The organism is Paenibacillus motobuensis (genome assembly GCF_039521865.1).
In the GTDB taxonomy this organism is placed as follows: Bacteria; Bacillota; Bacilli; order Paenibacillales; family Paenibacillaceae; genus Fontibacillus; species Fontibacillus motobuensis.
This window is the reverse complement of the sequence record NZ_BAAACX010000017.1, coordinates 71,276-98,172: the sequence shown is the minus strand read 5'-3', so window position 1 is coordinate 98,172 and position 26,897 is coordinate 71,276. Positions and strand designations below refer to the sequence as shown.

The following is a 26,897-nucleotide window of genomic DNA, read 5'->3' as shown; positions in this document are numbered from 1 at the left end:
TGAATTCAAGATTCGACGCCGAGATTATTTCTTGGTTCACTTCGTGATCAAAAGTGGACTTTTTGAACTACCTCTAAAAAGAAGATTAGGAGAGTGATTAGTGATGAAGAAATGGTTACCCATTCTGTTGAGTGGAGCAATTGGATTAGGGGCAATCAGTGTGCCTGCGTCGGTTAATGCAGCTGGCGGCTTCATGGATGTTAAAGCAGATCATTGGGCAAGAAGTGCAATAGAATCCGCAGCGAGTAAAGGATATTTCAAAGGATATGCCGACGGTACATTTAAACCGAACGCTACTCTGACCCGTGCTGAATTTGCCGCGACATTAGCACGGCTTTCAAAGGTAGGGGCTACGGACACAACAGAGAAAGTCTTCGCGGATCTATCTGGACATTGGAGTGAAACTGAGGTTAATCGCGCGGTAACGTTAGGATTTATCGATCCTAAGGATTATCCAAATGGATTCAAACCGAATACTCCGATTACACGCTTTGAAATTGCCAAATGGATGACCTCCGGTCTGGCTGCTATAGATGGGGATTATAAGCAGGCATTGGAAGATACAAAGACAACAGTAATTCCAGTAAAAGAATATTTTACGCCTGGCATTCCTGAATCAAAGGCCCCTTATGTAGCGGTGGCTATGGGAACGAAACTGCTCGGGGGTTATCCCGATGGGACATTTGGGCTTAATAGCAATGCAACCCGCGCAGAAGCTTCTACGATTCTATTAAGATATGAGTCTGTTAGTGGCAAAAAGGCGGATGAATTCTTGGGGTTAAAAGAGCTGCGCCAAGTCGGCACGGAGCGGACGAATATGGAGACGATTAGTCCGTTTACTACTAAACATAATTCTTTTAATAATGTAGTGGAAAAGAATTATACGCTCCGTAATAATGCTGGAAGTCTAAAGTTGCATAATTATATTGTAATTGATACACAGGATTTCAAGAATATTGAAAGTATTTATGCTCAGTTATTTATTGGTAAGAATAGTAAAGTAGCTTGGATCGATAAGAAAGGAATGTATACAGTATTATTTCAAATAACGATTTACCCTAAAACTAATAATTTTGGAATTGGTCATTATATAAATGGTGTTAAGGATAGTCTTATACTTGGATCTAGGATGAATAGCGCAAGTTTATCGAATAAATATGGATATCTTACTTTACCAAATGAGAACATAGAACAGTTTTTTCGTGATCATCAAGATCGCGATGGTGGAGTTACTGTGTGGGCTCAAAGATATATAGATTACGATAATGTAATTGGTCAACTGACCACGGATGATAATTCATTTATTAGTATCTTTACTAAAGAGTAAATGGAGTATTCAAAATGTTAAAAAGATGGATTAGTAGTTTGGTTATAATCTTGTTACTATTTAATATTTTTCCCATTTCTATCTACTCAGCTTGGAGTAATGGTTATCCAACATCGGGATATAAGATAAGTTCACCATCCTATATGCAAACTTTGGAAGTTGAAGTAGCGGGTGAAGCACCAGCTACTCCCAAAGTGGTTTGGGTACAGTCTGATTCGGAAAAGTGGAGTGCTAATTTTAATAATGGAGCAACAATGATATACACGACAACTGTCTACACAGACCCTAAAGACCCAAGAACCGCAGTGCCTAAATCCGAAAAAACTTCAGAAGTAATAGATATGACTGTATATGCACCAGCTTCAATGATAGATACTGCTGGAAATGCGTATATGAAACAATATATTAAGGGTTTAGGTATACAAGATATGACGTGGGATAACAGCAATGAGTATGCGCCTGTTGATAAAAAGCCTGATTTCAAAGTGGGAGCTAAAACTGCAACTATAAGGGTTATAACTGGTAACGAACAGAGTTATCATGAAAAACCTCAATATTCAAATAAACCAAATGGAGACCCTAAGTTTACAGCTCATTATTGGATTTATATGAGTGTAAAATTCCAAGGTACTATTGTCGAAAAGAAGCAAATCCGTGTACTAGAGTCTGCGGCTTTGAAGGTGAATGAGACGAAGGATATGATCGCTCAAGTCAGAACCATGGAGTATACCATGTCCGATTGGAATGATAAATGGGTTAACGTATCCTCAGCTTCTGAGACCAAGTGGGAGTCCAGTGATCCGGGTGTTGCCACCATTGACGCTAAAGGTAAAGTTACTGCGAAGAAGCCCGGGAAGACTACAATTAGCGCGGAATGGAAAAAAGGACCCTACCAATTAAAGTCCACGGCTATCATTACAGTGGGTGATGAACCGAATCCATGTCTAGTAGATCCGAAGGCTCCTGGATGTGGTGACGGTGGAAATGGGGGCGGCGGTGACGGTGGAAGTGTAGATTGCTCAACTCCAGATCCTGGTCAGTCCATGTCCGGTGAAGACTTTTATCCTAATGTGAGTGCAGTTATTAAAGCGGACAGCCGCGGAAACGAACATTTCAATGTTCTTGACGGCATTCCAACAACAGAAAGTTTATACGGTAATGTGTGGACGAAAGACTATCTAAGTAAATTTGAGTATCAACAAATGATAGGTAAGTGTACTTTTGAAGTGAATGTGACGGTTATGCCTCCACCTCCTGATCCGAGTGAACCAGCTCCTGCACCTGGGGCAGATCCAGGGGAAGGTGGCGAAGAGTCAGGGACTACTGTTCAGGTCACTGTTGAAAAAGACTATTCTTACTGGACGATTCAAGACATCAAGGTTTATCAAATTAAGGAATCCGCGCTCTGGAACTATGCCTTTGATAATAGCGGCATTAGGATTCAGCCAAGCGGGTACAATGCTCCGTATTATTCAACAGCGAAGACTGCAGGTTATGAACCGTCTTCCGTTCCTGAAGATATAACGGTCAATTTCGATGCAGATCCTCAGGTCGCAGCAGAATCGGCTGTGTATGTTAATGTGAGCAATGATACTTTCACATTTTATAATCAGACATTGATGAGCGGATCAACCACAAGTAGTCACGGGTCAACACCTAGATCGATTCCCATAGCTCCCATGACAGGAGACAATGTTCTCTATAGCCCTAATAACGTAATTCCAATGAGCAAGACAAATAAAGCTAATGAACCTAGTTCAGGGACCATTTTTTATGAGAAAGTTAATGGGTCTGATACGATGAACTTTGCCATCTATGGTATTAATCCGGTTACCGTACATACACCGGTCGTCATTTATCCGGGAGTATCGGATGATCAGGCTCATAACCAGAAGACGAATCCGGCTTTGAACCGTTCGGCGATCATTCTGGAGCGTCCCTTTACGGTACAGATGCCGAATAGCGGGCAGCATGCCAATTATCTGGGGTATGGGGATCGCAATTATTTAAAATACATAGGAAGTAAACAGATTCGTTTTCCATTTGATGTGTACAACGAGGCGAAGACGAAGTTTTATCCGAAGAACACCTGGATTGAGGTGGAAAAGTCCCAAGAGTCCTTTACCTTTTATTTGCCGGTATGGGTGGATGAAGGTTTCTACGATGTGGAGTTTCGAACGATTGCCCATAACGCTCCATTCGGGGCCACTCATGAGACGAATGCGAACCTGAATTTATCGCATCATATCGCCTATGCTACGGTACCTGTAGATGCAATTGGGCGCGTGTACGATTTTCATGTTACGGACATTGCCGATTACAACTGGGAAAGTGTCTTTCGGACGGAGATAGGAAAAGCTGAGCCTACAGGGACCTCCTACTGGGTCGGACTTAACGGCATAGATGGGGCATCGCGTGGCAATACGGAGAGGTATACGCTGCCGATTCGCCCTGGAAGCCATCCTATTTATAAAAATGCGGTGATTAAACCAGGTTATCATTTCAAGTTTGATTTGAAGACGAAGGGCAATATGTTCGGCACTCAGGATCAGATCACCATTACTCCAACTTTCTATTTCATTAGTGCCCAGGATGGAAGGCGGACCTTAGTGGACTTGTATTATCATACCGGACGCAGTAGCTACGTGAAGATCGGCTCGCCGCTGGATGAGGTGGAGCGCTATGTCATCTTGAATGAGCGGCTACGGAATGTTCCAGATGAGGAATTAACAGATACGGCGCTCTATAAGTATGATCACGAGTATACGTTTGGGCAGATCGCCAATATTGGGCGCGCTCAGTACGTTCAGTACTATAAGGAGAAGATGACAAAGCAGAAAACAATGATCGGTCGTCTTAGTCTGTTACAGCTTCCTGCGAACGTTCGTACCTTGCTTGGACCGAAGAGCGGCCTGCCGGAAGGCGTGGACGCAGCACGGTCTAATGCATCGATTCAGCGATGGTATGGGGAGTATAGCCTACCTGCTGAGCTGTTTGCGGTAAAGTCAGGAACAAATGTGGCGGAATACGGACGGACGCATCAAGGGTTAACGGATAAATCTCCGATTTTTCTAAGGGATGGGTATATCGTCGTGAATTTTAACATAGAGACGGTGCGTGATGGGCAGACAGACAAGCCGTATCTGCAATATATACACGCGCCGCTGATGAACCAGTGGCAGCAGATGGAAGGGTTCAGGCGCAAGATTACGGACCCGTATGGTCGCACCTTTACTCTGATGGATGGGGATGTGGTATTCTATCAGGCAGACCAGTCTAGTCGAGATGATTTTCAATCGATGGTAACACATTGAACAGGATGATATACTTCTTCATTACTACTAATATGGTGAATTAGAGGAGAATCGAGTTGTTTGGTTGAATATTGTTCTAAATACTGTGTAGTGATTTTGCATAATAATTTGGTGCGAACCCCAAGTGAACATGAAAACCCCGGGGGATTCGCACCATGAATCTCTTGATTCACATCCAATAATGGATGCGAATGGGTATTTCTCAAAACGTTACAGATCTAATTTCAGTAAGAAAGTACCGACTTTTGGACGTTTTCTCCCGAAAATCGGAGTCGCATCCTACATGGATGCGTGGATTGAAAGAACCGCATTAAGTAAGTTCTCATACCCGTCTCTTGTCGCATCCTACATGGATGCGTGGATTGAAAGATGACCATCCCAAGGCCCTAGAAGCCGAGCGTAGGTCGCATCCTACATGGATGCGTGGATTGAAAGCCCTCTTTCATAACTCGTGAAACCTCAGTCTCAGTCGCATCCTACATGGATGCGTGGATTGAAAGAAGGGGTACGAGGAAAGTGGAGTAGTCGCAACAGTCGCATCCTACATGGATGCGTGGATTGAAAGTACATCGGTAAAGTTGATAACAATGATGACGGTCGGTCGCATCCTACATGGATGCGTGGATTGAAAGGGGTGTGATTTCATCTTGGAAAATCCAACGAGACAGTCGCATCCTACACGGATGCGTGGATTGAAAGTTTCAGGCTGGCCAGTGTATCGGTCTCTGCCTTTGTCGCATCCTACGTGGATGCGTGGATTGAAAGCGCGATAACCTGGCGTTTGTGATCGTCCTGTGCGCCGTCGCATCCTACGCGGATGCGTGGATTGAAAGTAGTGTCAATGTCCGTCCCGATCCTACACGATGTTGATTACCCAGCCACTTCAAACAACAAAAAAGCTAACGTCCGTAATATACGACGATAGCCTTTTTATTGTTTACAATCGAAACTTGATTTCGTCTAGAATTACCAGATGCTCACGCGATTCTCAGGAGCAACATACATAGCATCTTTCTCGGTTACTTCATAGGCTTTATAGAACTCTGGGAAGTTCGAGACGGTGCGGTTCACACGTACTTTGTTCGCAGAATGTGTGTCAACGGTTGACATATATGCAGCGATCTCTTTATTCATTGTGGTACGCCAGATTGTTGCATAGCCTTCAAAATAAGCTTTGTAATCCGGATTTTTCATTTTGGACAACACTTGAAGTGAAGCAGCCATACCACCGAGGTCGGCAATATTTTCGCTTACGGTCAGTTTACCATTGTTGTATACGCCTGGAACGACTTCAACGCCGTCGTAATAAGCGATGACTTGCTCACATTTTTCCTGGAATTTCTTATAATCCTCTGGTGTCCACCAGTCGACTGCATTTCCGTTCTCATCATAAGCGGAGCCTAGATTATCAAAAGCATGGCTGATCTCATGCGCAATGACCATGCCGATCGCACCCAGATTTGTCTCATGCTCAGCCTTCAGATCATAGAATGGAGCCTGCAAGATTCCTGCCGGGAACACGATTTCGTTGTTCAACGGGTTGTAATAAGCATTTACGTCGTAGACGCTCATCATCCAGCTATTCTTGTCAACAGGCTGGCCGAGTGAGGCAACCGCACGTGCTTTGCTAGCCTTGGAGATGGCAACGATATTTTCGAACAACGATCCGCCATCCTCGTAGGATTTAATAGTTACGTTATTCAGCGAGTCGTCCCATTTATCCGGATAACCGATTTTGATCGTCATTTTATCCAGCTTCTTAATGGCTTTGGCTTTGGTTGTCTCGGACATCCAGTCCAGAGCCTGAATCCGTTCTTTATAAACTTCAATAAACTGTTTGACCATTTGCTCGACATCTTGTTTAGCTTCTTTGCTGAAGTAGCGTTCTGCGAACTCTTGGCTAAGATAATCGCTCATCACCCCTTGAGTGATCATCAGGGCGATTTCCTCATTTGTTTTTTCGCCTTCTACACCGAACATTTCAGACTGGAACTCTTGGCTGATTTTAATGAAATCTTCTGACAGCATACTGCCTGTATTCATCAATAATAATGCTTTGGTATAGGTTTTGAGCGTGTCGAGATTTTTGTCAGTTAATATTTCAGCTGATTTATTCACCAATCCGATGTCAGTTACAATCACTTTATCCGTGTTGTCAAGGTGAAGCTCTTTCATCAATTTAGCCATATCAAATGACTTGAAGAGTGCAACAAACTTGTCTTTGCTGTAAGCATTGTAGAAGTTATTTACGTTTCCTTGATCCTGAATGTCCATGGTCGCTGTGGCCAACTCTTTTTCGAAGGAATACATTGCTTCAGCCTGCGCTTTTGCAGATTTCTCATCTACTCCAGACAGCTTGAACAATTTCGTTAAATAACCAGTATACACATTCTTGGTCCGCTCATCTCCGGAAACATAACTGTTCTTATCGAGTACGGTGCCTAAGCCCGAGAAATACAAAGTGTTAACATTGCTGTCCTTGGCATCTCCCATAACGGCAAAAGAAAGCAGGGAACCGTTCGACATAGCACTTTCAATTTCTAAAGTTGTATCGAGCAATTGTTGAATGGAAGAAGCTTTATCAATGGCTGCCAAATAAGGAGCAATCGGCTTGATTCCCTGTTGGTTACGATGCTCTACATCGAGCGCGGTTTTGTAAAAATCGGCAATTTTCTGCTCTTTGGAGCCTGTTTGCTGCGGTTTCTTCACGATTTCATCAATGATTGTTTTGACTCGTTCCTCGTTCAAGGTTGCCAGTTCATTAAATACACCGTTGGTCATCTCTCCAGCTGGGATGGTAGATTTATTCAGCCAGGTTTTATTCACGAATTCATAATAATCATCGCGTGGATTCGATCCTTTGAGGGCCATCAAACGTTTCGTTAAAGTGCTTAATTGCTCCATGGTAATGTGGTCGGAGGCTCCCAGCTTTCCGCCCGGATAACCGTTAATGATGCCCGTTGCTGTTAGCTTGGCGACTTCCTTCTCTGCCCATTTTGGGATATCCGTGAACTCAGCTGAGTTGTTGGAAATACGCAGATCATTGCCTTTTGGCTCAGGCAGTTCTGAGAACGCCCGACTCAGCATAATTAATGCTTCAATTCGGGATACATCCTGATCTTCCTTCGCATCTCCTTTGCCATAGCCTCTCAGAATATCTTCCTTCTTGACACCAGGGTTGTAATCATCGGCAGCATTCAATAGGTAATTCACAACTTCTCCCCGTGTTACATTAGGCTCTGCTGCTTGGGCCAGTCCAGTTGGAAGTGTGCTTAATAAAATGGATGAAGATAGTAATACTGCTGCAAGTTTTTTCACGCTTTCTCCTCCTATAGGTTCATGCAAACTATGTAATTCGAGTGAATAAGTAAACAGGATACGAGCTCCTGTAAGGGATTATTCTCCTTATTATATACGAAATAGATGCTTGGAGGATTCAAGAAATGAAAATTATCATAAATTTTCGGTAATATTTCTGAAAATAGATATTCCTTTTTCTATGTCTAAAAAACCTTGTTAGATTTAGGCATATGATTTATGATATCTCGTAAAGGAGGAATATTCCACCGAAAACATAATATAAAGAGGAATATTCCATAATTACAGTGGGAGGTGATGCTTGTAAGAAATATTCGGCAAAAAAGAGAATTGTAGACTAGATAAGTTATATAAGAGGGAGTGCTTGGGAAGCTGTTTTTTCATGAACAATTTGGGGAGGTACGATAATGAGATTAAAGAATACGCTGTCTTTCATCTTATGTTTTGCTCTCATTTTTTCAGGAATGACGTTGGGGGTGTCGGCCGATGGAGCCATCACGGCGAAAGCTTCAAATGGCAACACCATCAGCATTACAGCAGTGAATCGAGCCATCGGAGCTTCAGATGAAATGATTTTGTTTACAAGGGAAAACAGTAGTAAGCTCACCGATTCGAACCCTTACGCAGCTGCTGCAGTCGTGGACTACCATGAAGGTACTTACAGCGTTACAGACGTCACTTATCGTGAAGGAGCTGTACAAATACCGACGAATGGCTTTGTACTATTTGGTCACGGATCGAGTGAACAGTGGATTAAAGACAATATGAGTCCGGGAGACCCGGTTGAGATTGTTGGCTACACGCTACCTGATCCAATAGTCGGAGGCCCACAGCTCATCACAGAGCAGGGCATTATACCGATCGACGTTGTAGATGAAGATCAACCGACCAATACGATCGCAGTCTATACACGCCATTTTGGTGAGATGACAAGCCCATTCTCTGAAGATACCGTTCAATATATCATCACCAATGATGTGGTGGTTGTGAAAAGCACCTATGATGTTCATGGTCAGAGTGCAACCTACATTCCTGCGAACGGTTATGTTATATCGGCTTCTGGCAACGCTTCGTCATCCTTGAATTTGGTCGTGGGGCAGTCCGTACAAGCGATTAATGTAGATATTCCTATTCTGCCTAGCAAATATTTGAAAGTGAATGGTATTGCGGTAGGCATCGATAAAATAAATGGACCGCGTGGAGAGCGAGAAGTGGTGTTATACCAGCCTGCTTATGGCGCAACCACTAATCAGAATGCTTGGGGAATGGAGCTTACAGTTGTTGGCAATAAGGTAACGGGCGTTGTGGAGATTGCATACGATCCCAACACTGGGGCTTATCTTGATAACAACTCTTCCATTCCATCGGATGGATATGTACTGTCGATTCAAGCGTCAAGTCCATTCTATAACCAACTAGCAGGACATGTGAGCATCGGCACAGAGGTTGAGCTCGTGACGGATAGTTTAATTTACCAGGCCGCTAGAACCTCTTTTGATGCATTTAATCCGAAAGTAAAAGAAGATAATCCCGCAGGCTGGGACAATGTTGGCAATGTGCCTTATCCAGGCTTTCGTGGAGCGGATCAGTTGATCGTCTATGATCGTAATTATGGCGTGGAGACGGGCACAAACCCATGGGGCAATGAAATCATTGTTAATGCGGACGGATATGTGACCAACAACGGCGGGAACAACAGTAAAATTCCTGAAGGTGGCTATGTATTATCCGGTCATGGGGTTAAAAATACATGGTTAAAGAACAACGCACTAGTCGGAGCCAAATTGAGTCTGGATTTTGCTAAAAAAGAAGTGCTGGTTATTTTTACGCCGGAATCTTACTTAGATAAAGCATCGATAAGTATCGATAGCGCAGAGAAGGCGCTCCAGTTATCCAAGAATCAATTTATGGATGTGCCTTATGCCGATATTGAACAGAAGATTGTAGAAGCGAAGGCCGTTTATGAATTGGCCAAACAACGCCTGAATGAAAGCGGTACCAATGGGTTAATGGATTTACTGAATGACTTGGATCAGAAAGTTACGGAAGCAAGTTACATGAATTTTGAGTCTCCGAGAGTACAGACTCGAGGTCTCTGGATGAGGCCGAAGGAAAAGAACCTGGAGCAGGTTCGAGAACATGTGAAGAAAATCAAAGAGACCGGGATCAATGCCATCTATCTGGAAACGTGGTGGAATGGATATACGACTTGGCCAACGTCTTTGCCAGATAGTGAATTAAATCCTTTGTATGAAGGCTTTGATGTACTTGGAGCATTCATCGATGAAGGTAAGAAACAGGGGATTGAAATTCATGCCTGGGTGGAGAACTTCTTTGTCGGCGGACCAGTTGTGGTGAATCATCCGGATTGGCGTATGATCAGCAGACAAGGTATTGATTATGAAGTGGGCATTAACAATGCCAAGTGGTATTGGCTTAATCCAGCGCTCCCGCAGGCTAGAGATTTCGTTGCCTCTGTATACAATGAGCTCATCACAAAATATGACATTGCATCACTGCATTTGGATTATGCGAGGTATCCAGATTCCAAGGATTACACGAATGACTTTGGTTATGACACGTATACCCGCAATTTGTTCAGCGAGAAATATGGCGTTGATCCGCTTGACCTTCATCCAGGAGATCGCTACTGGGATGAATGGCTGCAATTCCGTGCGGATATTATCAATACCTGGGTCGTTCGGGTAGTAGACGAGGCGCATCAAATCAAACCAAAGCTACAAATTACAGCAGCGGTATGGCCGAATTATGAAGAAGCACCGAAATCGCACGCACAAGAAACGAAATACTGGTTAGATCATAATTTAATCGATCACTTGTACCATATGTCTTATGCGCCGGGTTCGGAATTAACGGTAGCTGACTTGAGAAACTCGATGGCATTAGCAGGGGACAATGCATTCGTCTCATCGGGTCTAGATACGTTCCAAGGCAATCCTACATCGACGGTTGTGGATCAAATTATCGAAGCAACAAAGAATGATGGAGCTGGAGCCGCATTATTTGAATTCGAAGGACTATTTAATTATAAGTATGACAAGGTGCTGAAGATTGGGGTGTATCGCAATCAAGCCATTTTGCCTCAATATGATACGACCAAGCCTCTAGCGACCGTGATGGAAGAAATGATCCGTAAAATCAATGAGATTTACGTTCCCTTCCAAGGGATGAGCCATAAAGAGGGCGAGAAACTAATACAGAAACTTGAATCCGCTATAAAGGTTCTAAATGTGAATCCCAATATGACGGATGAGACTGCAAGTGACATCAAACAGAAGATCGACAGCATAAGCAAACTTCTTGCAAGCAACTCGATCAATACAGAAGTGAAGAATCGAATGAAGCATGATTTGGACTATGGCAGCAAAATGATAGACATCTATTTCTCCAAAACAGCGAAAACGCAATTAAGTAATTTGACGGTGAACTCGGGGAAGAAGTTAATGAAGTTAACGCCTTCCTTCTCACCATCGACGTATGATTACAGTGTAAAGGTCGGTCATTCGTTTACACAAGTAGACATTACGGCGAGTACAAGTAATCAGAATTCAGTGATTTCCGTAGGGGGCAAGCTTGTTGAGAATGATTCGGTCATTCCCGTACAACTTCGAGTAGGATTGAATCTGGTTACTTTACAAGTGAAGTCCGAAGATGGATTAACGAAGAACTACACGGTGACGATTCACCGCGCTGGAAATGAGAAAGAGAACCACGAAGAATGACGATAGGCTCTATCCATTCCTAATGAATTCACGGGGTGCCGTAGATCAATTTGGCACCCCGAATTATAAAACTTATATAGTTGAGGTGACCCATTATGAGTATTTCCATGGAAAAAGGTGCAAATGTGTTGTGGGTTGATTTTATCGCGAATGGGGTTCGACTAGCGGATCGTGCAGAGAGGCAGCGCCTTGTGAATAGTGCGAAACAAGCAGGAGTAACCCACTTGGTGGTGGATGCCAAAATCCCCTATGGACATACGACATTTCCGAGTTCTTATGCATATCATGTAAGCCGCTGGTCAGACGGACGTTATGACGTATGGGAAGGAAGAGACTTTCTTGCGGAAATGATAGAGGAAGCGAGTGCTGTCGGGCTGCAAGTCATTGCCAATATGGATGTATTCGCGGAAGGTACGACGCATTCAAGAGACGGTATCGCTTATGACAAGAAGGATTGGCAGGTCATGCTGTATAATCCGAGCCTTGCTTCAGAATCGGTAGCAGCTGAAAATGCGGATGATGATACGATCTTTGTGAATCCGATTCATGAAGAAGTTCAACTGCACGAGCTTGGGATTCTGAAGGAGATTGCCTCGAACTATAAAATTAGTGGTATTGTGCTGGACCGCTGCCGCTATCCGAATGTCTATGGTGATTTTAGCGAGTTAAGCAGGAGAGCATTCGAACAATATATTGGGCAGCCAGTAGCACAATGGCCACAGGACATTTTCACCTTACAAGAAGGTACGAAACAAATCGAGTATGGGCACTGGTTCGCGAAATGGACGGAATGGCGTGCGCTGAACATTAAGAAATTCGTGCAATCTGCTAAGCAAGTGGTTAAATCCACTAATCCAAGTCTGTCCTTCAGCATTTATGTCGGATCATGGTATCCGTTATATTACAACGAAGGTGTCAATTGGGCCAGTGAAACCTATCGTTCGAACTTGCCATGGGCATCAGAAGAATATCATATTTCCGCGTATGCCGATGAATTGGATTTCATTATGACAGGTTGTTATTATCCCGAAGTGCGAATTGAAGAAGCTGTACATAACGGTAGGCCTGCGGAATGGTACAGCGTAGAAGGCGCGATCCAAATGAGCCTAGAGGCCATTAACGGGCAGATCCCAGTCATCGCGAGCTTATATTTGAAGGATTACGAAGGAAACATTGATCAATTTGAAAAAGCGGTCCGGATGTGCCAAGAACGTACGCACGGTGTCATGTTGTTCGATGCGAGCCATTTGGAAGACTATAGTTGGTGGGAGCAGCTGGATTCTGTGTTGTCTGTGAAGTCTTAATGGGTGGGAAGAAATGAGCTTGATAAACCTTCATGTACGGATTTAACATGTAGGGCTACCCAGTGCTGAATGAACCCATCATTCAACAAATATCACACATAACTTATGTAATACCATATGAGGATTTCTTCCTTTTGATTGCTTTGAATTCTGAAATTATAAGAATCGACAGTCGGTTGTTCACTCAGAATTAACGAAGGTTCACCTGAACCAATATATAACGTACGATTGCTTGAATCATAATTTATGTCATAAGCTCTCCGAGTAAAAAAGCCCCTCGATAATCGAGAGGCTTCTTCGGCAGCGTGACGCAGCTGCTATTTTGGTAAAGAGTTTTACTTTGATTTTCTCTTATGAAATTCCCATCTGATTACGTTTGTAATGGCGTATACGATATACATTCCTATAAATACGGATAGAATAACATGCCATCCTGATTTAATACCTTTCACAAATAACTCATTCGCGAATATTGATCCATAATCTAACCTCATGAACAGGTATTGAAAGCCGATTATAAGAATGGTTGAAGCCCCTGAGGACAGCAAAGGCTGAATCACAAAATTGTGGGTTCTACCTTTCGATTTCATATGGTTAAATGAGTTATTTCCTGTTCCCATGATATTCTAATTCCATGAGCTTTGTCTTAAGAACTCAGTAAAATCGAAAATAAAACCTAATTTCCCAGCGCCAGTGAGTAATTGAGTTGATTCTCCTGGGCAATTGACAACATCTTCTTCAATAAGATCGTCTATTTGAAATCCTGTCATTCTTACACACTCCTAATCATTTTTTTAGTTTACCTAACTGAAAGTAGAATCCCCTTTCTGCTTAGTTAGAAAAAGAATAAAACCATTTTTCCATTAAATGTAGTTTCACCCTTTATTAAAATCATTGGGTACCACTTAAATCTGCTAATACTCTACCATTGATTCCATATTTTATGAATATTTATAGACTAGTTTAATAGATACATTTTTAGTTTGATCGGATATTTTCTATTATTGTGAAATCGCTGGCTAGTATATGGGGGGATTTCCACTGACGGTATTTGGATGCAGGATGTTTATGAACCTAAGTGGTATTTTGCCATGTATCCAGATGAGGAGATTCAACGTATCATCAAGTGTCATTTTCAAATTGAAGACTTTCATACAAGAGACATGGGTGAAGGAAATCCCCATTTTCAGGCGATGCTGATCAGAAACAATTAGGTTTAGTCACGGTAAAATCTAGACATATGAGGAGCCTAAGAAATACTTCTATAATAGGAGAGGAGAATAACAACATCATGCCAGTATATAACAAGCTTGTCCGGGATTTAATCCCGAATATCATCGGAGCACAGGGAAAGAAGTATACCATTAAGACATTGGACATGGAGACATATATTATAGAACTTAGAAAAAAACTGCAGGAGGAGCATCAGGAATACATATCAGCGGAAACGGATCAGGAGGCTTCCGAAGAACTTGCGGATATGCTTGAAGTTATTTATGCTTTGGCAACCGTTCATGGAGTTACAGAGCAAGAATTGAATCAGTTGCGTAGTGAAAAAGCGCAGAAACGGGGTAGATTTAAGGAACGTATCATATTAATTGAGGCGGAAGTATAAATGCCGGATATTCGACTAGTCACGGAGAATTTGGCGGCAAAGATGTCTCAAATGGAAGAGGCGGAGCTAACCCCTTTTTCCGGAGACGAATAGAATGGTTATTTGGATGATACACCACTGGAGAGTATCGCTCTAAAGGCCCGCGCTGCACAAGAAATTGGGAGAAAGAAAAAGATCGGTTAAACAAGTATACATATGATCTAGATGACCTTTGATTAGTTCTGATACCAATGCGTCGGGTGAACAGCTCCTTTCACAAACAACGACTACTCTTTGTACTGGTCGAGGCAGATACGCCCGAAAAGCTGGAGCGTTTAGGAACTTTGCTACTAATCATGTATTTCTGGTGATCCATGCGGATGACTGCCCCGTGGCTACAAGCAAATGAAATCAAAAGGGTACTATTCACCTATTCATCCTCACGCTTTGATTCCGTAACGTTCACGCAGTGTATGGATGAAGGCATGCACTTGTTCTGGCTCTGGGAGCCATAATCCTGAGGCAGCCTGTTCGAGACAAAGTTTGGATTGGCGCTCCCGGATCACTTGTTTTATAGACTCTGTGAATACCTGCGCCGCACCGCTGCCAACACTGCTGCCGAGCGAAGCTAGTTCTTCCAGACTGCCCGTCTTATCTTCGGTGACGATTGGATGATTCGCTTGCACCACGCCTAACGCAGCACGATCATAGAAGGAGCGGACGAGCTCGGCGCTCTCTTTGCCCGAACCTTCGCATATGACGAAAGCCTGTACGACAAAGGCATGAGCTTGACGACGCTGCGCAATGCCGCAAAATTTGATGCCACCTATGCTGAGGTCATAATCGCCAGGGCAGTATGCTCCATCAATTTCACCTTTGTCGACCGTGTAGCTCGTATTCTGCAGGGCAAGTTTGATTAGCTGATACATACGCTCATAGTCCGAGCGGAAGCATTTGTCGCCAAGACCTTCCTTCGGAAGGATTAAGGAAATATTCACAACACCTAAATCGAGCGGTACGGCAGCCCCGCCCGTGCTACGGACAGCCGTCGAGTAGCCAAGCGATTCCAGCCATTTCTGCGCCTCTGCTGCATGCGGCAGTCTGCTGTCACGAAGTCCCATCACGAAGGCTCTCGGATGGCGCCATAGATGACATACAGCGGGACCTCCCTTGCCTGTATGTCTGCACAACAGCTCATCCAATGCAAAAGGATACAGAATATCAGGCTCCTCCAGACGTTGCGTGCGATCTAGCACTATGATATTGTCTAGTCCTTCCAAATGAAATGAAGTCGTACATTCCGCCAATTTGCATCCCCCTTATAAATCATAAAACATAAATCCAATCTATACGTATCTTAACACGGATAAGTTCGTTACGGAAAACAAGAGACTCATCGTAAAGTCCTCTGGCGACATTGATTAATATCTCGTTTTTATATTTTTGAAGTAGTGTTGTAGGGGGGATATCCTGTTCAGGGAAATATTGTAAGATTAAATACTTATTGATAGAATAGATGTAATATAACTCCTTTTAATCCTCGTATAGCCATCACCTTTAACCTACTTTCTTTTACATCATGTGAATCCAGAAAATATGGAGTAATTGTGAGTGTAATGGAGGTGTCTTTCAATTCAAAAAATAGACCTTGATCGACTCGAGAATTTGGCTAGAGTAGTGGAGCATTTGCGACAGACCATGGAACAAGAAATTAGCGGAATGGCTAAAGATGTGAACCGTTTGCTCCAAAATACAGAAGCGAATTATTCCGAGTATTATGTTCGCACTGCCACTCAAGAAACTGCAAGCCGTCTTCGCGAGATCGAAATCCTAGCTAGGCAACTTGATGAGCAGTTGAGAGAGAAGGTAAGCGGTCTAAAATATGCTGCGAACCAATACGCAGACACTGACAAGCAAGTGGAAAAATTAGCTCAAACTCAGCCGCCTTCGTTCATGTTCGATCATAAAACTCCGCTTCTAGCCAGGCAGTGGGCTGATATTACAGGAAATCGTTTGTATGGTCCCGCGAAGTCCTATGCATCAGAGTCACCCGAGTTTCCTAACATTTTCGAACAACTTCAAGCCTTTCAGCAGCAAGGCATTATCGATCGTCTAGCTCCCTTCCAAGAAGACCCGCGTATTGCCAGCCTTATACTAACAATGCAAAACAAAGACTCCTTTGCCCACAAACTAGCCCAAGAAGAATTAAAGAAAATCGCTGAGGCATTTACAGAAATCGCCCGCAGTCAGAAGGCTTACGCTGTCTATCAGGCCTATGGCCAACATGAATATATGGAAGCGGCACATAAATACGCCGAAGCCCAGCGAAAAAAGCTCGAAAAAATGGGCGTCTCGGACGAATGGTTTAAGGAAGGAATCGACCTGGCGTATTTTTATCAAGGCGGATACCTGGAGGCGTGTAAATATAATCCGTTAAAAAATGACCGATCGCTATTACTGGACGATGAAGAGATTAGATCCCTGCTAGAGGAAGGTTTGCGGGGAGAAAAAAATCTGAATGAACTCCGTCAGAAATATGACGAACTGGAAGTGAAGGTTCTTCGTCGGATGCAGCTAGAGCAGCAGTTAAAAGAATACGATCAATTAGTTGCTGAGGAAGATATCCGAAAGATGCAGCAGCTTCTTAAAGATATGAATCTGTATCACGGGGAAATTACCGGGAAATACGATCAAGATTTACTAGTTGCTGTAGCGGGATATCAGTATATCGCTAATAACTACAGTACGATGTTCGCCGTCTGGCGAGAATTAAGTGGGTATCATAACGGTAAGGAATTTGAAGTCGATGGATTGATCACGAAGGAGCTTCTGGAGCTGGCGAATTCGGAAAGAGGGTTGGGATATTGGAATAATCCAAATGTGAAAGCAGGCGGATTAGGGATAGCGATGACATCGGTAGGAGTCGGGGATGGAATCGTAAGTCAGATTTGGGATGAAGGAAGTGGGCTTTTGAAGCAGGCCTGGTCCGTAAATCCGACTAATCCGAAGTTCTGGACAGAGACGCTGCCAGGATATTATGATTTAGCCAAGGCGATCACGAGTGGAGATATTACCCTAGAAGATATCAAGGAAGTGCTGAAGGAAGGAGCCGCAGAAGAGTTCGTCGTTCCATTCCAGGATATCTGGGATTTACAGGGGAAAGTACTTAGTGGAAAAGCCAGCTATGAAGAGAGCCAACGTTATGGACGAGCCTTGGTGAAGGCTTTTCTGGCGCTGACACTAGTGGAAGGAGCAGTTAAGTCAGGTGTCAAGATATCTGGCAAACTGAGCAGGCAGCTCTCCGAGCTTCTGCCTAAGCTAAATGGCGGAGCCGTGGCGGTTACTGAGAGTGGAATGAAAATTCAGGTTCCGAACAATTATCGTATCGAGACTCCGGAGAATCCAAATATTCAGAGAAGGCAAAATGAGGTCGAAAAAGGTATTGAGGGGACGCCAAAAGCTCAGACTGGTTACACTGGAGGAAGAACTCAAAAGGAACTGGACGATTTAGCAGGCGACCCTTCACATGGTGGTAAAATTAGGGATCAAGGTTTGAAAGAAAGAGAGATAGGACTAGATTTGGAACAACAAGGAAAACTAGGGAAGATAGTACGTGACCCACAAGGAAACGGAGGATCTGAATTTATTGATACAACAAATAACGTTAAATGGGACGTTAAAAGTTTCGTATCTTATCCAAATGGTCATACTTCACCCAAAAAAGGCGCATTCACAGTAAGCAACGGGATGAAGGCAATTAATAAAGAACTAGATAAAAATTACAATGTAATAGTGGATAAAAGAGACATGATTCCTGAACATGTTGAACAGTTAAAAGAGGCAATTGAAAAAGCTGGGATATCAGATAGGGTTATTTGGTATCCATAGGAGGGTTGGGTATGACAACTGATATCAAAGAAATTATGACTCAATTAGAATCACACCGTCTTTGGATTGAAACTGTTGGAGAACAAGGCGAAAAACTAGGTATAGATGAAATTGATTTGCGAAATGTGGATTTGTCACAATACCCATTAGACCAAGCATATATAACAGCTTGTATCTTTGATGGCATGAACTTAAATCACAAAGATTTCTCTTCATCCTTACTAAGTTCATCAACTTTTGTATCTACAAATTTAGAAGGGGCAGACTTTTGTAAATCTAATGTTTCGTATGTGGACTTCACAAATGCCAATGTTAAAGCTGCTAGACTTGCTGATAGTGAATGTATTGAGACGGTGTTTGTTCAAGCTGATTTATCAGATGCTAATTTAGTAGCTGGTCTTTTTGATGAGACGGATTTTCGTAATGCAATATTATTTAATGCTGATGTGCGGTTAGCTACGTTTGAAAGAGTATTGCTAGAAGGAGCTAAATTAACTGGGGTTCGGGGGCTAGAAGAGGCTTTTATAAAAAGCATCAATATTGGGACGCCAGAACAACCAAATATTGTAGTAGGTGAAGAAGCTAGACAGTGGCTCATAATCAACTCGAAGGTTAACTTGAAATAATGAGACTAGAACTGATAGATCGTTATTATTTTACTATTGGAGATGGGAACTTTCTTTAATTTAATACCCTAAATATCACTTTCCCTTACATCTAACAGGTCGAATATGGTCAGATAGCGCCATGATCGACCTGTTTTTTCTTGAGGACATCCGTTTCCTGACATTGCAAGGTAAGGAGTTTGAACAACGACAAAGCGGCGGTATTCTGTACAAGAAACAAGAACTGTTAGAGCTGTCTGCTGTACCTGTATCGGCAAATCCAGAAGTTCTACAACTCGCCAAGATTAAAGGATTTGTTACGAGTGCAACAGAGAAGTTCTTTGGTGACGACGAAATCGTAATTGAAATCGTGGATGAGGAAATTGAAATTCAAGGAATCGGCTCTAGAGAAGAGTTGGTATCTACCATTCAAAACGCAGTACAGGAAACGCTCAACAGAGCTACAGGAAAAGTGTAACCCAAAGAGGGATGAACGTTATGGTGAAATTAAGCCCGGAAGCATTGGAAGCACGTCGGGAATATAGAAGACAGTATGAGCGTGAGTATCAGCGCAGATGGCGGCAGAAGCCTGAGAATAAAGAGAAGCAGATAGAATACGAACGTAGATATTGGGAGCGCAAGGCACAGCAGGCTAAGGAATAATCCATGCAGCCCGACGCTCTTGGGTGACGCACCCATGATTGATCACGAAGGAGCTTCTGGAACTGGCGAATTCGGAAAGAGGGTTGGGATATTGGAATAATCCAAATGTGAAAGCAGGCGGATTAGGGATAGCGATGACATCGGTAGGAGTCGGGGATGGAATCGTAAGTCAGATTTGGGATGAAGGAAGTGGGCTTTTGAAGCAGGCCTGGTCCGTAAATCCGACTAATCCGAAGTTCTGGACAGAGACGCTGCCAGGATATTATGATTTAGCCAAGGCGATCACGAGTGGAGATATTACCCTGGAAGATATCAAGGAAGTGCTGAAGGAAGGAGCCGCAGAAGAGTTCGTCGTTCCATTCCAGGATATCTGGGATCTACAGCCGAGCTTCTGCCTAAGCTGAATGGTGGGGTATTGGCGGCTACTGAGAATGGAATGAAAATTCAGATTCCAAATACTTATCGTATCGAAACTCCGGAGAATCCGAATATTCAAAGGAAACATAATGAGTTTCAGGATAAAAAAGAATTTGTAGAAACTAAGGGGACGGGTAGACGTACAACTAGAGTCCTTGACGAGTCAGTTGATGCGACACTTATTAGTAGAGTTAAAAACATAAGAAATAGCTTACCAAGTGATCTTAGCCGTAGTGGAAATGTTGGCTTGGCTGAAGTTGATATACCCGGATTAAAAAAAGAATTCTATGCTCATAGTGGTATAGATGTTCTATCGGATGCTAGGTCATCGACGAGTATAGTATCAGATATTTCGTTGAAGCCGACAAACCCAACATTTAAAGCTTCGACTGATATAACAATTGATGGTAGGGATTTACTTAGAGATATTGACACAGAATATAAAATACTGAATGATGTGGCTAGTCAGTTAGGGAGTAAATTTGATATAAAGGGAAATCTGACCTTATTCACAGAAAAACCACCATGTGCAAGTTGTAGTAAAGTGATTGATGAGTTTATGACGAGATACAAAAACATTACCATTGAAGTTGTGCACAATAACCACCAAAGAATATTGCCATAAAAGTATACGGAGGGGTAAAATGAGAGATTTTACAGTAATGGAGGTATCTGAATTTGTCGGTGACTTTTTTGAAAAAGTACGAACAAGAGATTACAATAGTAGCTCCATTGAAGCAGCCACGAGATGTTTTTATGAGTACGAACCTATTATGGACGATGGCATTACCGAAAAAATCGTGTTCACTTTATACATTATGGAATCAATGTTAAAGGTAGATAGAAGAATCTATATAGGTCAACATGATTTAATTTCTGATGCGATAGAAAAGGTACTAGGCGGTGGGGTTGAGTTAGATTTAAGTGTAGAAGAGAAAGAGAAAATCATACTATTGGCAAACAAATTAAAAGAGCAGCTGTCACAAATGGAAATCATATATGACCCAAATGAGAGGTAGACCGGTACTAGCCATAATAAGAAAATCTAGTGCCAAAAGAGCTCATTATTCAATTACTACATATATAACTCACGTTATATCCGTATAAAGATTTCTCTATTAAGTTTATACTACATCAATGCTTGAATTTTATACTCTAAATAACGCTTTACCGTTAAATCGAACAGGTCGGTATGGTCAAATACCACCATAATTGACCTGTTTTTTCTGGAGAACATTTTCCTGGCTTAGGTCTGTCAGTACTTTTATATTTACCAGTATTATGCAGTGGTTAGAGTAAGGAACTGAATAATCTTATATACAGATCTACCTACGAACGACGATGACTGATGCGTTAAATCCTAAATTTATGGGAAGTGAGATTTAATGGCGGTTTTTGTGATAATGCTTAAGGATTATGAGGACGAGGAAAGAGTTGTATACTGTTAAGACCAAATGAAGAAATAATGGGTAAAATTGAATATGATAAAAAAATGGTGTTATAAATCAACTATTTCCAATTGATTCTGACAATTATCCAGATGATTTCTTTTTTTAAAGAGCTGGAAGAAGACTGGCGAGAATGATTATTAAAGAAAATAACAACTTTGTTGAGAGAACAACTATTGAATCTTAGATAGTGTAAATGAAATTCCTCTTGACCAACACGCTTAGACTAACTATTAAAGACTTATTCCAACTTGAACGTAAGGAGGAATAAGCCTTTTTTGCGATTTGAAGAAGCGAGAACGTATTGCTGGAGAACGCAGTGCAAACTCCGTTCAGATTACTACTGAACGATATGCCCTTGGCGATGGTCTACTGACATTAAAGCAGTGGAAATACCAACTTTAGATGAGCTAATTATTATTAAAGATGGACAAATAACAAGATTAAACCGTAGACAAGGAGAAAAAATCATGTTTTGTAATTTTTATTTTGGAGGTTATTCTGATTTCAGTGAAGTAAAGTTTTCAGTAACAAGACTATTGCAAGATGTTGAGATAACTGAAACTGATGATAATCTCACAGTCTCTAGTGATGGATTTACGCTATCCATTAATGAGGGTGGGCATAGTGCAATGTTTGCGAGTGAGGATTATGATATTGAATTAAAGTTTAGTTGCTACATTGATATTATAGTTTCCCATACTAATTGGGCGTATGAGCTAATGGTCTTCATTGGAAAATTACTTAATAATATGGACGGAGACTGCATTCTTGAGCTAAATGATAAGCCAATATTATTACGAAAGAATAATGTAATAACTGTTGACGATAAGAAGTTGAGTGGAGCAGTGGAGTTTCCTTTTTATGGGTTGGGACTAGACTATCAGGTTGGAGATATAGTTTGAGGAATCTGTTGGTTTGTGTTGCTCGAAAGTATTTTGTAAGGCTATCCCGTGCCGAATGAACCCATTATCAAACTTTTTTAGTTTTTTCATTAAACAACTCAAACACTTGATATACTTTGAAAAGCTCTTCCCACTTGAATGATAAGTAGGTGTGAGCTTTTCTTACATGTCCAAAATCAAAGGAGGATATAATGAATGGCAAAATAATTGCAAGCAGTGGATATTTAAGCGGAAGCAGGGGGTATCAGGTAATCGTAGAGGAAGTGAGAGATAACCAGAAAGTACGAGAGTTATGGCATTAGACTGACGAGCACGGGGATTTGGAAGATAGAAATGAATGGACTATGAATTGATTTTAGGATTTAGTTTAGTGCTTATTCCATAGGCACTAGAAACTAGTAGTTTCTATAGTAAACTCTAAGACATTGATGAAGTATAAATACATTTAAGGTATATTAATTTTAGGATTGTATGCATGACTGGAATTGTGGGGTGAAGGATATTATGTCAATATTGTTAGTCGTTCTTCAAGGACCAAGTGCGTCAGGGAAAAGTACAATTCAGAGTAAATTGGGACTTCCCCGCGTTGTGACTTGGACTTCACGTCTGCCGCGCGAAGGTGAGATTGACGGAGTTGATTATTTTTTTAGAACAAAAGAAGAAATGCAGCGACTGTATGAACAAGGTCAAATGATAGAAATGACACGCTATCACGGGAATTTTTACGGTACTCCAATACAGTTGCTTGAAGATATTTTCCACAAGTCGGAGCGAAGATCAGTTATTTTGGATGAGGCCGGAGCTAAAAAGATTAAACAGTTTTTCAATGACAAAATACTGATTATAGGGGTAAAGGCAGAACGACATGAATGTGCGCAGCGTCTTGAAGCTCGTGGCCATAGTACCTCGGATATAAATGCACGTCTCGAAACATTCGAAGTAGAAATCGATGCGTTGTCGCACTGTGATCTCGTTTTGAACAATACATATTGGAATAGGGAAAAGATTGATCAAATTGTTCAATATCTTAAAGAAGGGTTGGAGAAACAACATGGCACATTATGATGAATTAACTATAGATTTTGTTAAGCAGTGGAACGAGAAATTAGATGGAATGGATTTTCGGCTGAATGAGGTGGATGGAGACGATCGTGGACGCGATGCCTATGCACGGGATTATGCTCGTATTTTGTACTCATCTTCTTTTCGTCGTCTTCAAGGTAAGATGCAACTACTTGGTATAGAACGATATAACTTTATACGAAACCGTTTGACTCATAGTATGGAGGTTGCGCAAATCGCTCGCGGCATTGCTTCTGATATGGGGGTAGAGCATACTTTTGTTGTTGAGGCTAGCGCTTTAGCACACGATTTGGGTAATCCACCAATCGGTCATCATGGTGAAACGATATTGAATGAACTCGTACAGGATATCGGTGGATTTGAAGGCAATGCTCAAACCTTGCGTATATTGAGAAAGCTGGAGAAAAAGCACCACGCCTTCCGGGATTGAATTTAACGTTTCGTACACAACTCGGAGTGGTAAAATATTTTCGCAAGTATGAAAATGGTAAAAACAAAAAATTTATTTACGACGAGGACTATCAAGAAATTTATAATGTGCTCGAGGAGCATAAAATTGACTTGCCCGAAGTAGCTACTATTGATATGCAAATTATGGATTTAGCTGATGAAATTGCTTATGCCGCTCATGACTTGGAAGATTGCCTCAGTCAAAACTTATTCACCATAGACGATTTGCTATATGAGTTTCAAATTAATGTGAAATATGGAGAGGCATATGACGAACTTAATGCAATTGTGAATCAGTGTAGGGATTTTGCGAAGAAGGGGGCTTATTTCCAATCTTCGGAGGAGTATTCGTTCCTCTTTCGGAAGGAACTGACATCAAAGATTGTCAATCGATTAATCCGTGATATATTTTACGATCAAGAGAAAAACAGATTATTCTACAGAGAACACAATAAATTGGCGGAAGGCTTAAAAATGCTCGTATTCTCTCTTATTATGCGGCGTCCGTCCATTCAATTGTATGAGAAAAAAGGGGAGAAAGTACTCCGGGGGCTCTACGAGGTGTATAAGGATGAACACTTAAACGAAGACTTGAAGTTACTACCACCTGAGTACCGTATTTTTAAGGACGATACTGAGCGCAGACGTAATATTATTGATTTTATCTCTGGTATGATGGATCAATTTGCAATGCATGAGTATGAAAAATATTTTGGGACTGGGGAAATAAAAAAATTAAGGTAAATCAGATTTATTTAGGGCGAGTTATTGTTTTGTCCCTATACGACGTGAATTGATTTGATAATGTATAAAGTCAAATTAGTTCACGTTTTTTGTTATGGAACAAAAATTCACGTTATATCACGTTGTATAGTGACTATCTTAAATTTCCACTTAAGGTTCTCTTTAGAATTCTACTAAATGCCTGTGTATATATAAAACATAGAGGGAGGAAAAAGTTTCATAAAAGGTTTTTCGTCGAAGAATAGGAGGTTGAAATGCATGAAGTATAAGTGGCTTATTGGAACTTGGATTATTTTAATTATTTTAACAGGATGTGAGGCTGATAATTCATTCGAGGATACAACTCTCGTTCCTGATCAGATTCAGGAATCACAATTGAATGAGGATAATAACTTCAAGCCATTAGATTCTGAGACAACAAATGTTGCCTCAACTGTTGTCACTGAAGAAAATGAACAGAATAATTCTAAGCTGCCTGAAGATTTATTAATTGAAGGGTGGAAGGTAGGTGTGCCATTCTCTGAAGTTGTTGGAAACCTACCGGAAGATTTAGAAATCGATGATAGTTATATGCGATATAGATTCAAGTCGAAGGATTTTGATCTATATTTTACAGGAGGAGGTGTTCTGGACTATATCGTAACCGATGAGTCAGGTAAAGGATTGAATGTAAACTTACATGTTGGAGATGATGAGCAGAAGATTGAGAATGTTCTTGGAAGAACCGTAAAAAAGGAAAGTGTAAAGGATGGTTACTTAGGTTATACATTTTCTTTTGATGATTATGACATTATCATTTTCACTAGAGATAATACAGTTCAAGGTATTGGAATGCAACTTACTGGAAGTCCAACAATCTATGAGCCAGAGGAAATCAGCAACTATTATAGTAATTATATCGATACTATGAATAACAATACATCACAAACCAACTCAAATGCGCCCCAGAAGGAAACGGTGCAGTATACTACCCGTGAGGAACTGATCGCGTTGCGAGATGATTTTTTTAATCGTTATAAGAATTTGCTTGAGGTTTTAAGTAACGATTCTTCTAATAGTAAAAAAATAGATGCTATTTTTTCAGATATTGATTTTAACCAGGTTGAACTAGATTTGGAAAAAGCATCGACTTATTGGTCTAGTAAAGACAAGATGCTAGCACAATTGATAACTGAATTTGTTGAATCGGTGCTTGATATTTACCAATGGCAAATGATCGAGAACAACTCTGACGACGATCAAATCAGGTCAGCTGCCGCATATCAAATAAGGGATTCAGCTGTAAAGGCACAAAAAACAAATCAGAAAATTCTGATTATGATTAATTACAAAGAATAAATATTGTTACGGTAAATGTTAGCTATAAAGAGATCGGAATGTCAAATTTGAAAGCTTTAATTTAATGAAGGAGATGTTCTCAATGCAAACTGTTAAATTGACCGATAAAGTGCTGAAATCCCAAGGATGGGCATACCAATTTGATTTAACCATATTAGCTAATCAAAGTGATGAATCGATTAACGAACATATCCGAAATGTATATTTATCAGCGATTGATACACTTTCCAAGCAGAGATCCCCAAAAATATTGATAGGCCCCTTTTACCTTTGGATTTGCCAGAAAAAGCTGTTAAGCAATAATTATCAATGGGTTGATGGTTTTGCACTAATTGTTACACCTCTATTTCAAAAGGTTGTAGGTAGAGATGTAAACCCGATCGTGGAGTCGATGTGGCAGCATAAAGGATATCTCAGAACGGAGACTGCGGTTCCTATACTAGAAGGAGCCATTCCTGCTTGTATTTTTAAGGATGGACAGGCCGTTCCGATTGAGTTGGATGATGAGTTGCTAACTAGATTATCGGACATGTTTGAAGAACATCAATACATGTTGTCGATTATGAATCCAGGAATGAGTCTTAGATCTAATCCTTATAAATAGGTTCTTCTTTGGTCTAAAGGATCTAATTTTGATACTAGATTTTTATGAATACTGAGCTGTTGAGCGTTGGGGATGTTCCATCAGCGCTCTTTTTTTATTTCGGATCTGAATATAAATCTATTATTGACTAATGATCTCCAGTACTTTGGAAG

The 26,897-nt window shown here is 41.4% G+C and carries 21 protein-coding genes and 1 CRISPR repeat array; of the genes, 18 read left to right on the top strand and 3 right to left on the bottom strand.

What is annotated here, in order from left to right; genetic code table 11:
• The first annotated feature begins 103 nt into the window (after nucleotides 1–103).
• A complete protein-coding gene (locus ABD014_RS19440) occupies nucleotides 104–1,327 on the top strand; it encodes an S-layer homology domain-containing protein (protein ID WP_343863903.1) in 1,224 nt (407 codons plus the stop codon).
• A 608-nt stretch (nucleotides 1,328–1,935) separates the two neighbouring features.
• Complete coding sequence (locus tag ABD014_RS19435) at nucleotides 1,936–4,641, top strand: DUF5704 domain-containing protein (protein WP_343863901.1); 2,706 nt, start codon at nucleotides 1,936–1,938, stop codon at nucleotides 4,639–4,641.
• Between the two features lie 271 nt (nucleotides 4,642–4,912).
• Nucleotides 4,913–5,474: a CRISPR direct-repeat array (repeat unit 32 nt; unit sequence GTCGCATCCTACATGGATGCGTGGATTGAAAG).
• 133 nt (nucleotides 5,475–5,607) lie between these two features.
• Here the strand turns inward: ABD014_RS19435 and ABD014_RS19430 are convergent.
• Nucleotides 5,608–7,959 (bottom strand): M13-type metalloendopeptidase, encoded by a 2,352-nt coding sequence (locus ABD014_RS19430; protein ID WP_343863899.1) that lies wholly within the window; start codon nucleotides 7,957–7,959, stop codon nucleotides 5,608–5,610.
• A gap of 407 nt (nucleotides 7,960–8,366) precedes the next feature.
• On the opposite strand from ABD014_RS19430, the gene ABD014_RS19425 reads away from it, so the two are divergent.
• Both ABD014_RS19425 and ABD014_RS19420 read left to right on the top strand, forming a co-directional pair.
• Nucleotides 8,367–11,702: a family 10 glycosylhydrolase gene (locus ABD014_RS19425; protein WP_343863897.1), complete on the top strand. Its 3,336-nt coding sequence runs from the start codon at nucleotides 8,367–8,369 to the stop codon at nucleotides 11,700–11,702.
• 95 nt (nucleotides 11,703–11,797) lie between these two features.
• Nucleotides 11,798–13,006: an alpha amylase family protein gene (locus ABD014_RS19420; RefSeq protein WP_343863895.1), complete on the top strand. Its 1,209-nt coding sequence runs from the start codon at nucleotides 11,798–11,800 to the stop codon at nucleotides 13,004–13,006.
• A 626-nt stretch (nucleotides 13,007–13,632) separates the two neighbouring features.
• Here ABD014_RS19420 and ABD014_RS19415 read toward each other — a convergent pair.
• Nucleotides 13,633–13,776: a hypothetical protein gene (locus tag ABD014_RS19415; protein ID WP_343863893.1), complete on the bottom strand. Its 144-nt coding sequence runs from the start codon at nucleotides 13,774–13,776 to the stop codon at nucleotides 13,633–13,635.
• A gap of 521 nt (nucleotides 13,777–14,297) precedes the next feature.
• Between ABD014_RS19415 and ABD014_RS19410 the strand changes: the two genes are divergently transcribed.
• The gene (locus tag ABD014_RS19410) at nucleotides 14,298–14,621 is read left to right on the top strand and encodes a pyrophosphohydrolase domain-containing protein (protein WP_343863891.1); all 324 of its coding nucleotides are present in this window, start codon (nucleotides 14,298–14,300) and stop codon (nucleotides 14,619–14,621) included.
• 419 nt (nucleotides 14,622–15,040) lie between these two features.
• Here ABD014_RS19410 and ABD014_RS19405 read toward each other — a convergent pair whose 3' ends face one another.
• On the bottom strand, nucleotides 15,041–15,907 hold the full coding sequence (locus tag ABD014_RS19405; RefSeq protein WP_343863889.1) for a lipoate--protein ligase family protein: 867 nt from the start codon (nucleotides 15,905–15,907) through the stop codon (nucleotides 15,041–15,043).
• 391 nt (nucleotides 15,908–16,298) lie between these two features.
• Between ABD014_RS19405 and ABD014_RS19400 the strand changes: the two genes are divergently transcribed.
• The 13 genes from ABD014_RS19400 to ABD014_RS19340 all read left to right on the top strand — a co-directional run bounded on the left by ABD014_RS19400 (nucleotide 16,299) and on the right by ABD014_RS19340 (nucleotide 26,745).
• Entirely contained in the window at nucleotides 16,299–18,488 is a 2,190-nt protein-coding gene (locus ABD014_RS19400) for an ADP-ribosyltransferase family protein (RefSeq protein ID WP_343863887.1), read from the top strand.
• Between the two features lie 11 nt (nucleotides 18,489–18,499).
• A complete protein-coding gene (locus ABD014_RS19395; protein ID WP_343863885.1) occupies nucleotides 18,500–19,114 on the top strand; it encodes a pentapeptide repeat-containing protein in 615 nt (204 codons plus the stop codon).
• Nucleotides 19,115–19,235: 121 nt separating this feature from the next.
• Nucleotides 19,236–19,571 carry a hypothetical protein gene (locus tag ABD014_RS19390; protein ID WP_343863883.1) on the top strand — a complete coding sequence of 112 codons (336 nt, stop codon included), beginning with the start codon at nucleotides 19,236–19,238 and terminating at the stop codon, nucleotides 19,569–19,571.
• A gap of 20 nt (nucleotides 19,572–19,591) precedes the next feature.
• On the top strand, nucleotides 19,592–19,756 hold the full coding sequence (locus ABD014_RS19385) for a hypothetical protein (RefSeq protein WP_343863881.1): 165 nt from the start codon (nucleotides 19,592–19,594) through the stop codon (nucleotides 19,754–19,756).
• A gap of 38 nt (nucleotides 19,757–19,794) precedes the next feature.
• On the top strand, nucleotides 19,795–20,160 hold the full coding sequence (locus ABD014_RS19380) for a hypothetical protein (RefSeq protein ID WP_343863879.1): 366 nt from the start codon (nucleotides 19,795–19,797) through the stop codon (nucleotides 20,158–20,160).
• Nucleotides 20,161–20,171: 11 nt separating this feature from the next.
• A complete protein-coding gene (locus ABD014_RS19375) occupies nucleotides 20,172–20,798 on the top strand; it encodes a deaminase domain-containing protein (protein WP_343863877.1) in 627 nt (208 codons plus the stop codon).
• 19 nt (nucleotides 20,799–20,817) lie between these two features.
• On the top strand, nucleotides 20,818–21,192 hold the full coding sequence (locus ABD014_RS19370; protein ID WP_343863875.1) for an Imm3 family immunity protein: 375 nt from the start codon (nucleotides 20,818–20,820) through the stop codon (nucleotides 21,190–21,192).
• Nucleotides 21,193–22,091: 899 nt separating this feature from the next.
• On the top strand, nucleotides 22,092–22,526 hold the full coding sequence (locus ABD014_RS19365; RefSeq protein WP_343863873.1) for a hypothetical protein: 435 nt from the start codon (nucleotides 22,092–22,094) through the stop codon (nucleotides 22,524–22,526).
• A gap of 504 nt (nucleotides 22,527–23,030) precedes the next feature.
• Complete coding sequence (locus tag ABD014_RS19360) at nucleotides 23,031–23,591, top strand: guanylate kinase (protein WP_343863871.1); 561 nt, start codon at nucleotides 23,031–23,033, stop codon at nucleotides 23,589–23,591.
• Nucleotides 23,578–24,039, top strand: coding sequence for a dGTP triphosphohydrolase (dgt, locus tag ABD014_RS19355; RefSeq protein ID WP_343863869.1), 462 nt, complete (start codon nucleotides 23,578–23,580; stop codon nucleotides 24,037–24,039). The genes ABD014_RS19360 and dgt overlap by 14 nt, the downstream gene beginning before the upstream one ends.
• Before the next feature lie 131 nt (nucleotides 24,040–24,170).
• Nucleotides 24,171–24,803 (top strand): hypothetical protein, encoded by a 633-nt coding sequence (locus tag ABD014_RS19350; RefSeq protein WP_343863867.1) that lies wholly within the window; start codon nucleotides 24,171–24,173, stop codon nucleotides 24,801–24,803.
• 258 nt (nucleotides 24,804–25,061) lie between these two features.
• Nucleotides 25,062–26,141, top strand: coding sequence for a hypothetical protein (locus ABD014_RS19345; protein WP_343863865.1), 1,080 nt, complete (start codon nucleotides 25,062–25,064; stop codon nucleotides 26,139–26,141).
• Between the two features lie 82 nt (nucleotides 26,142–26,223).
• Nucleotides 26,224–26,745: a hypothetical protein gene (locus ABD014_RS19340; protein WP_343863863.1), complete on the top strand. Its 522-nt coding sequence runs from the start codon at nucleotides 26,224–26,226 to the stop codon at nucleotides 26,743–26,745.
• Nucleotides 26,746–26,897 lie beyond the last annotated feature (152 nt).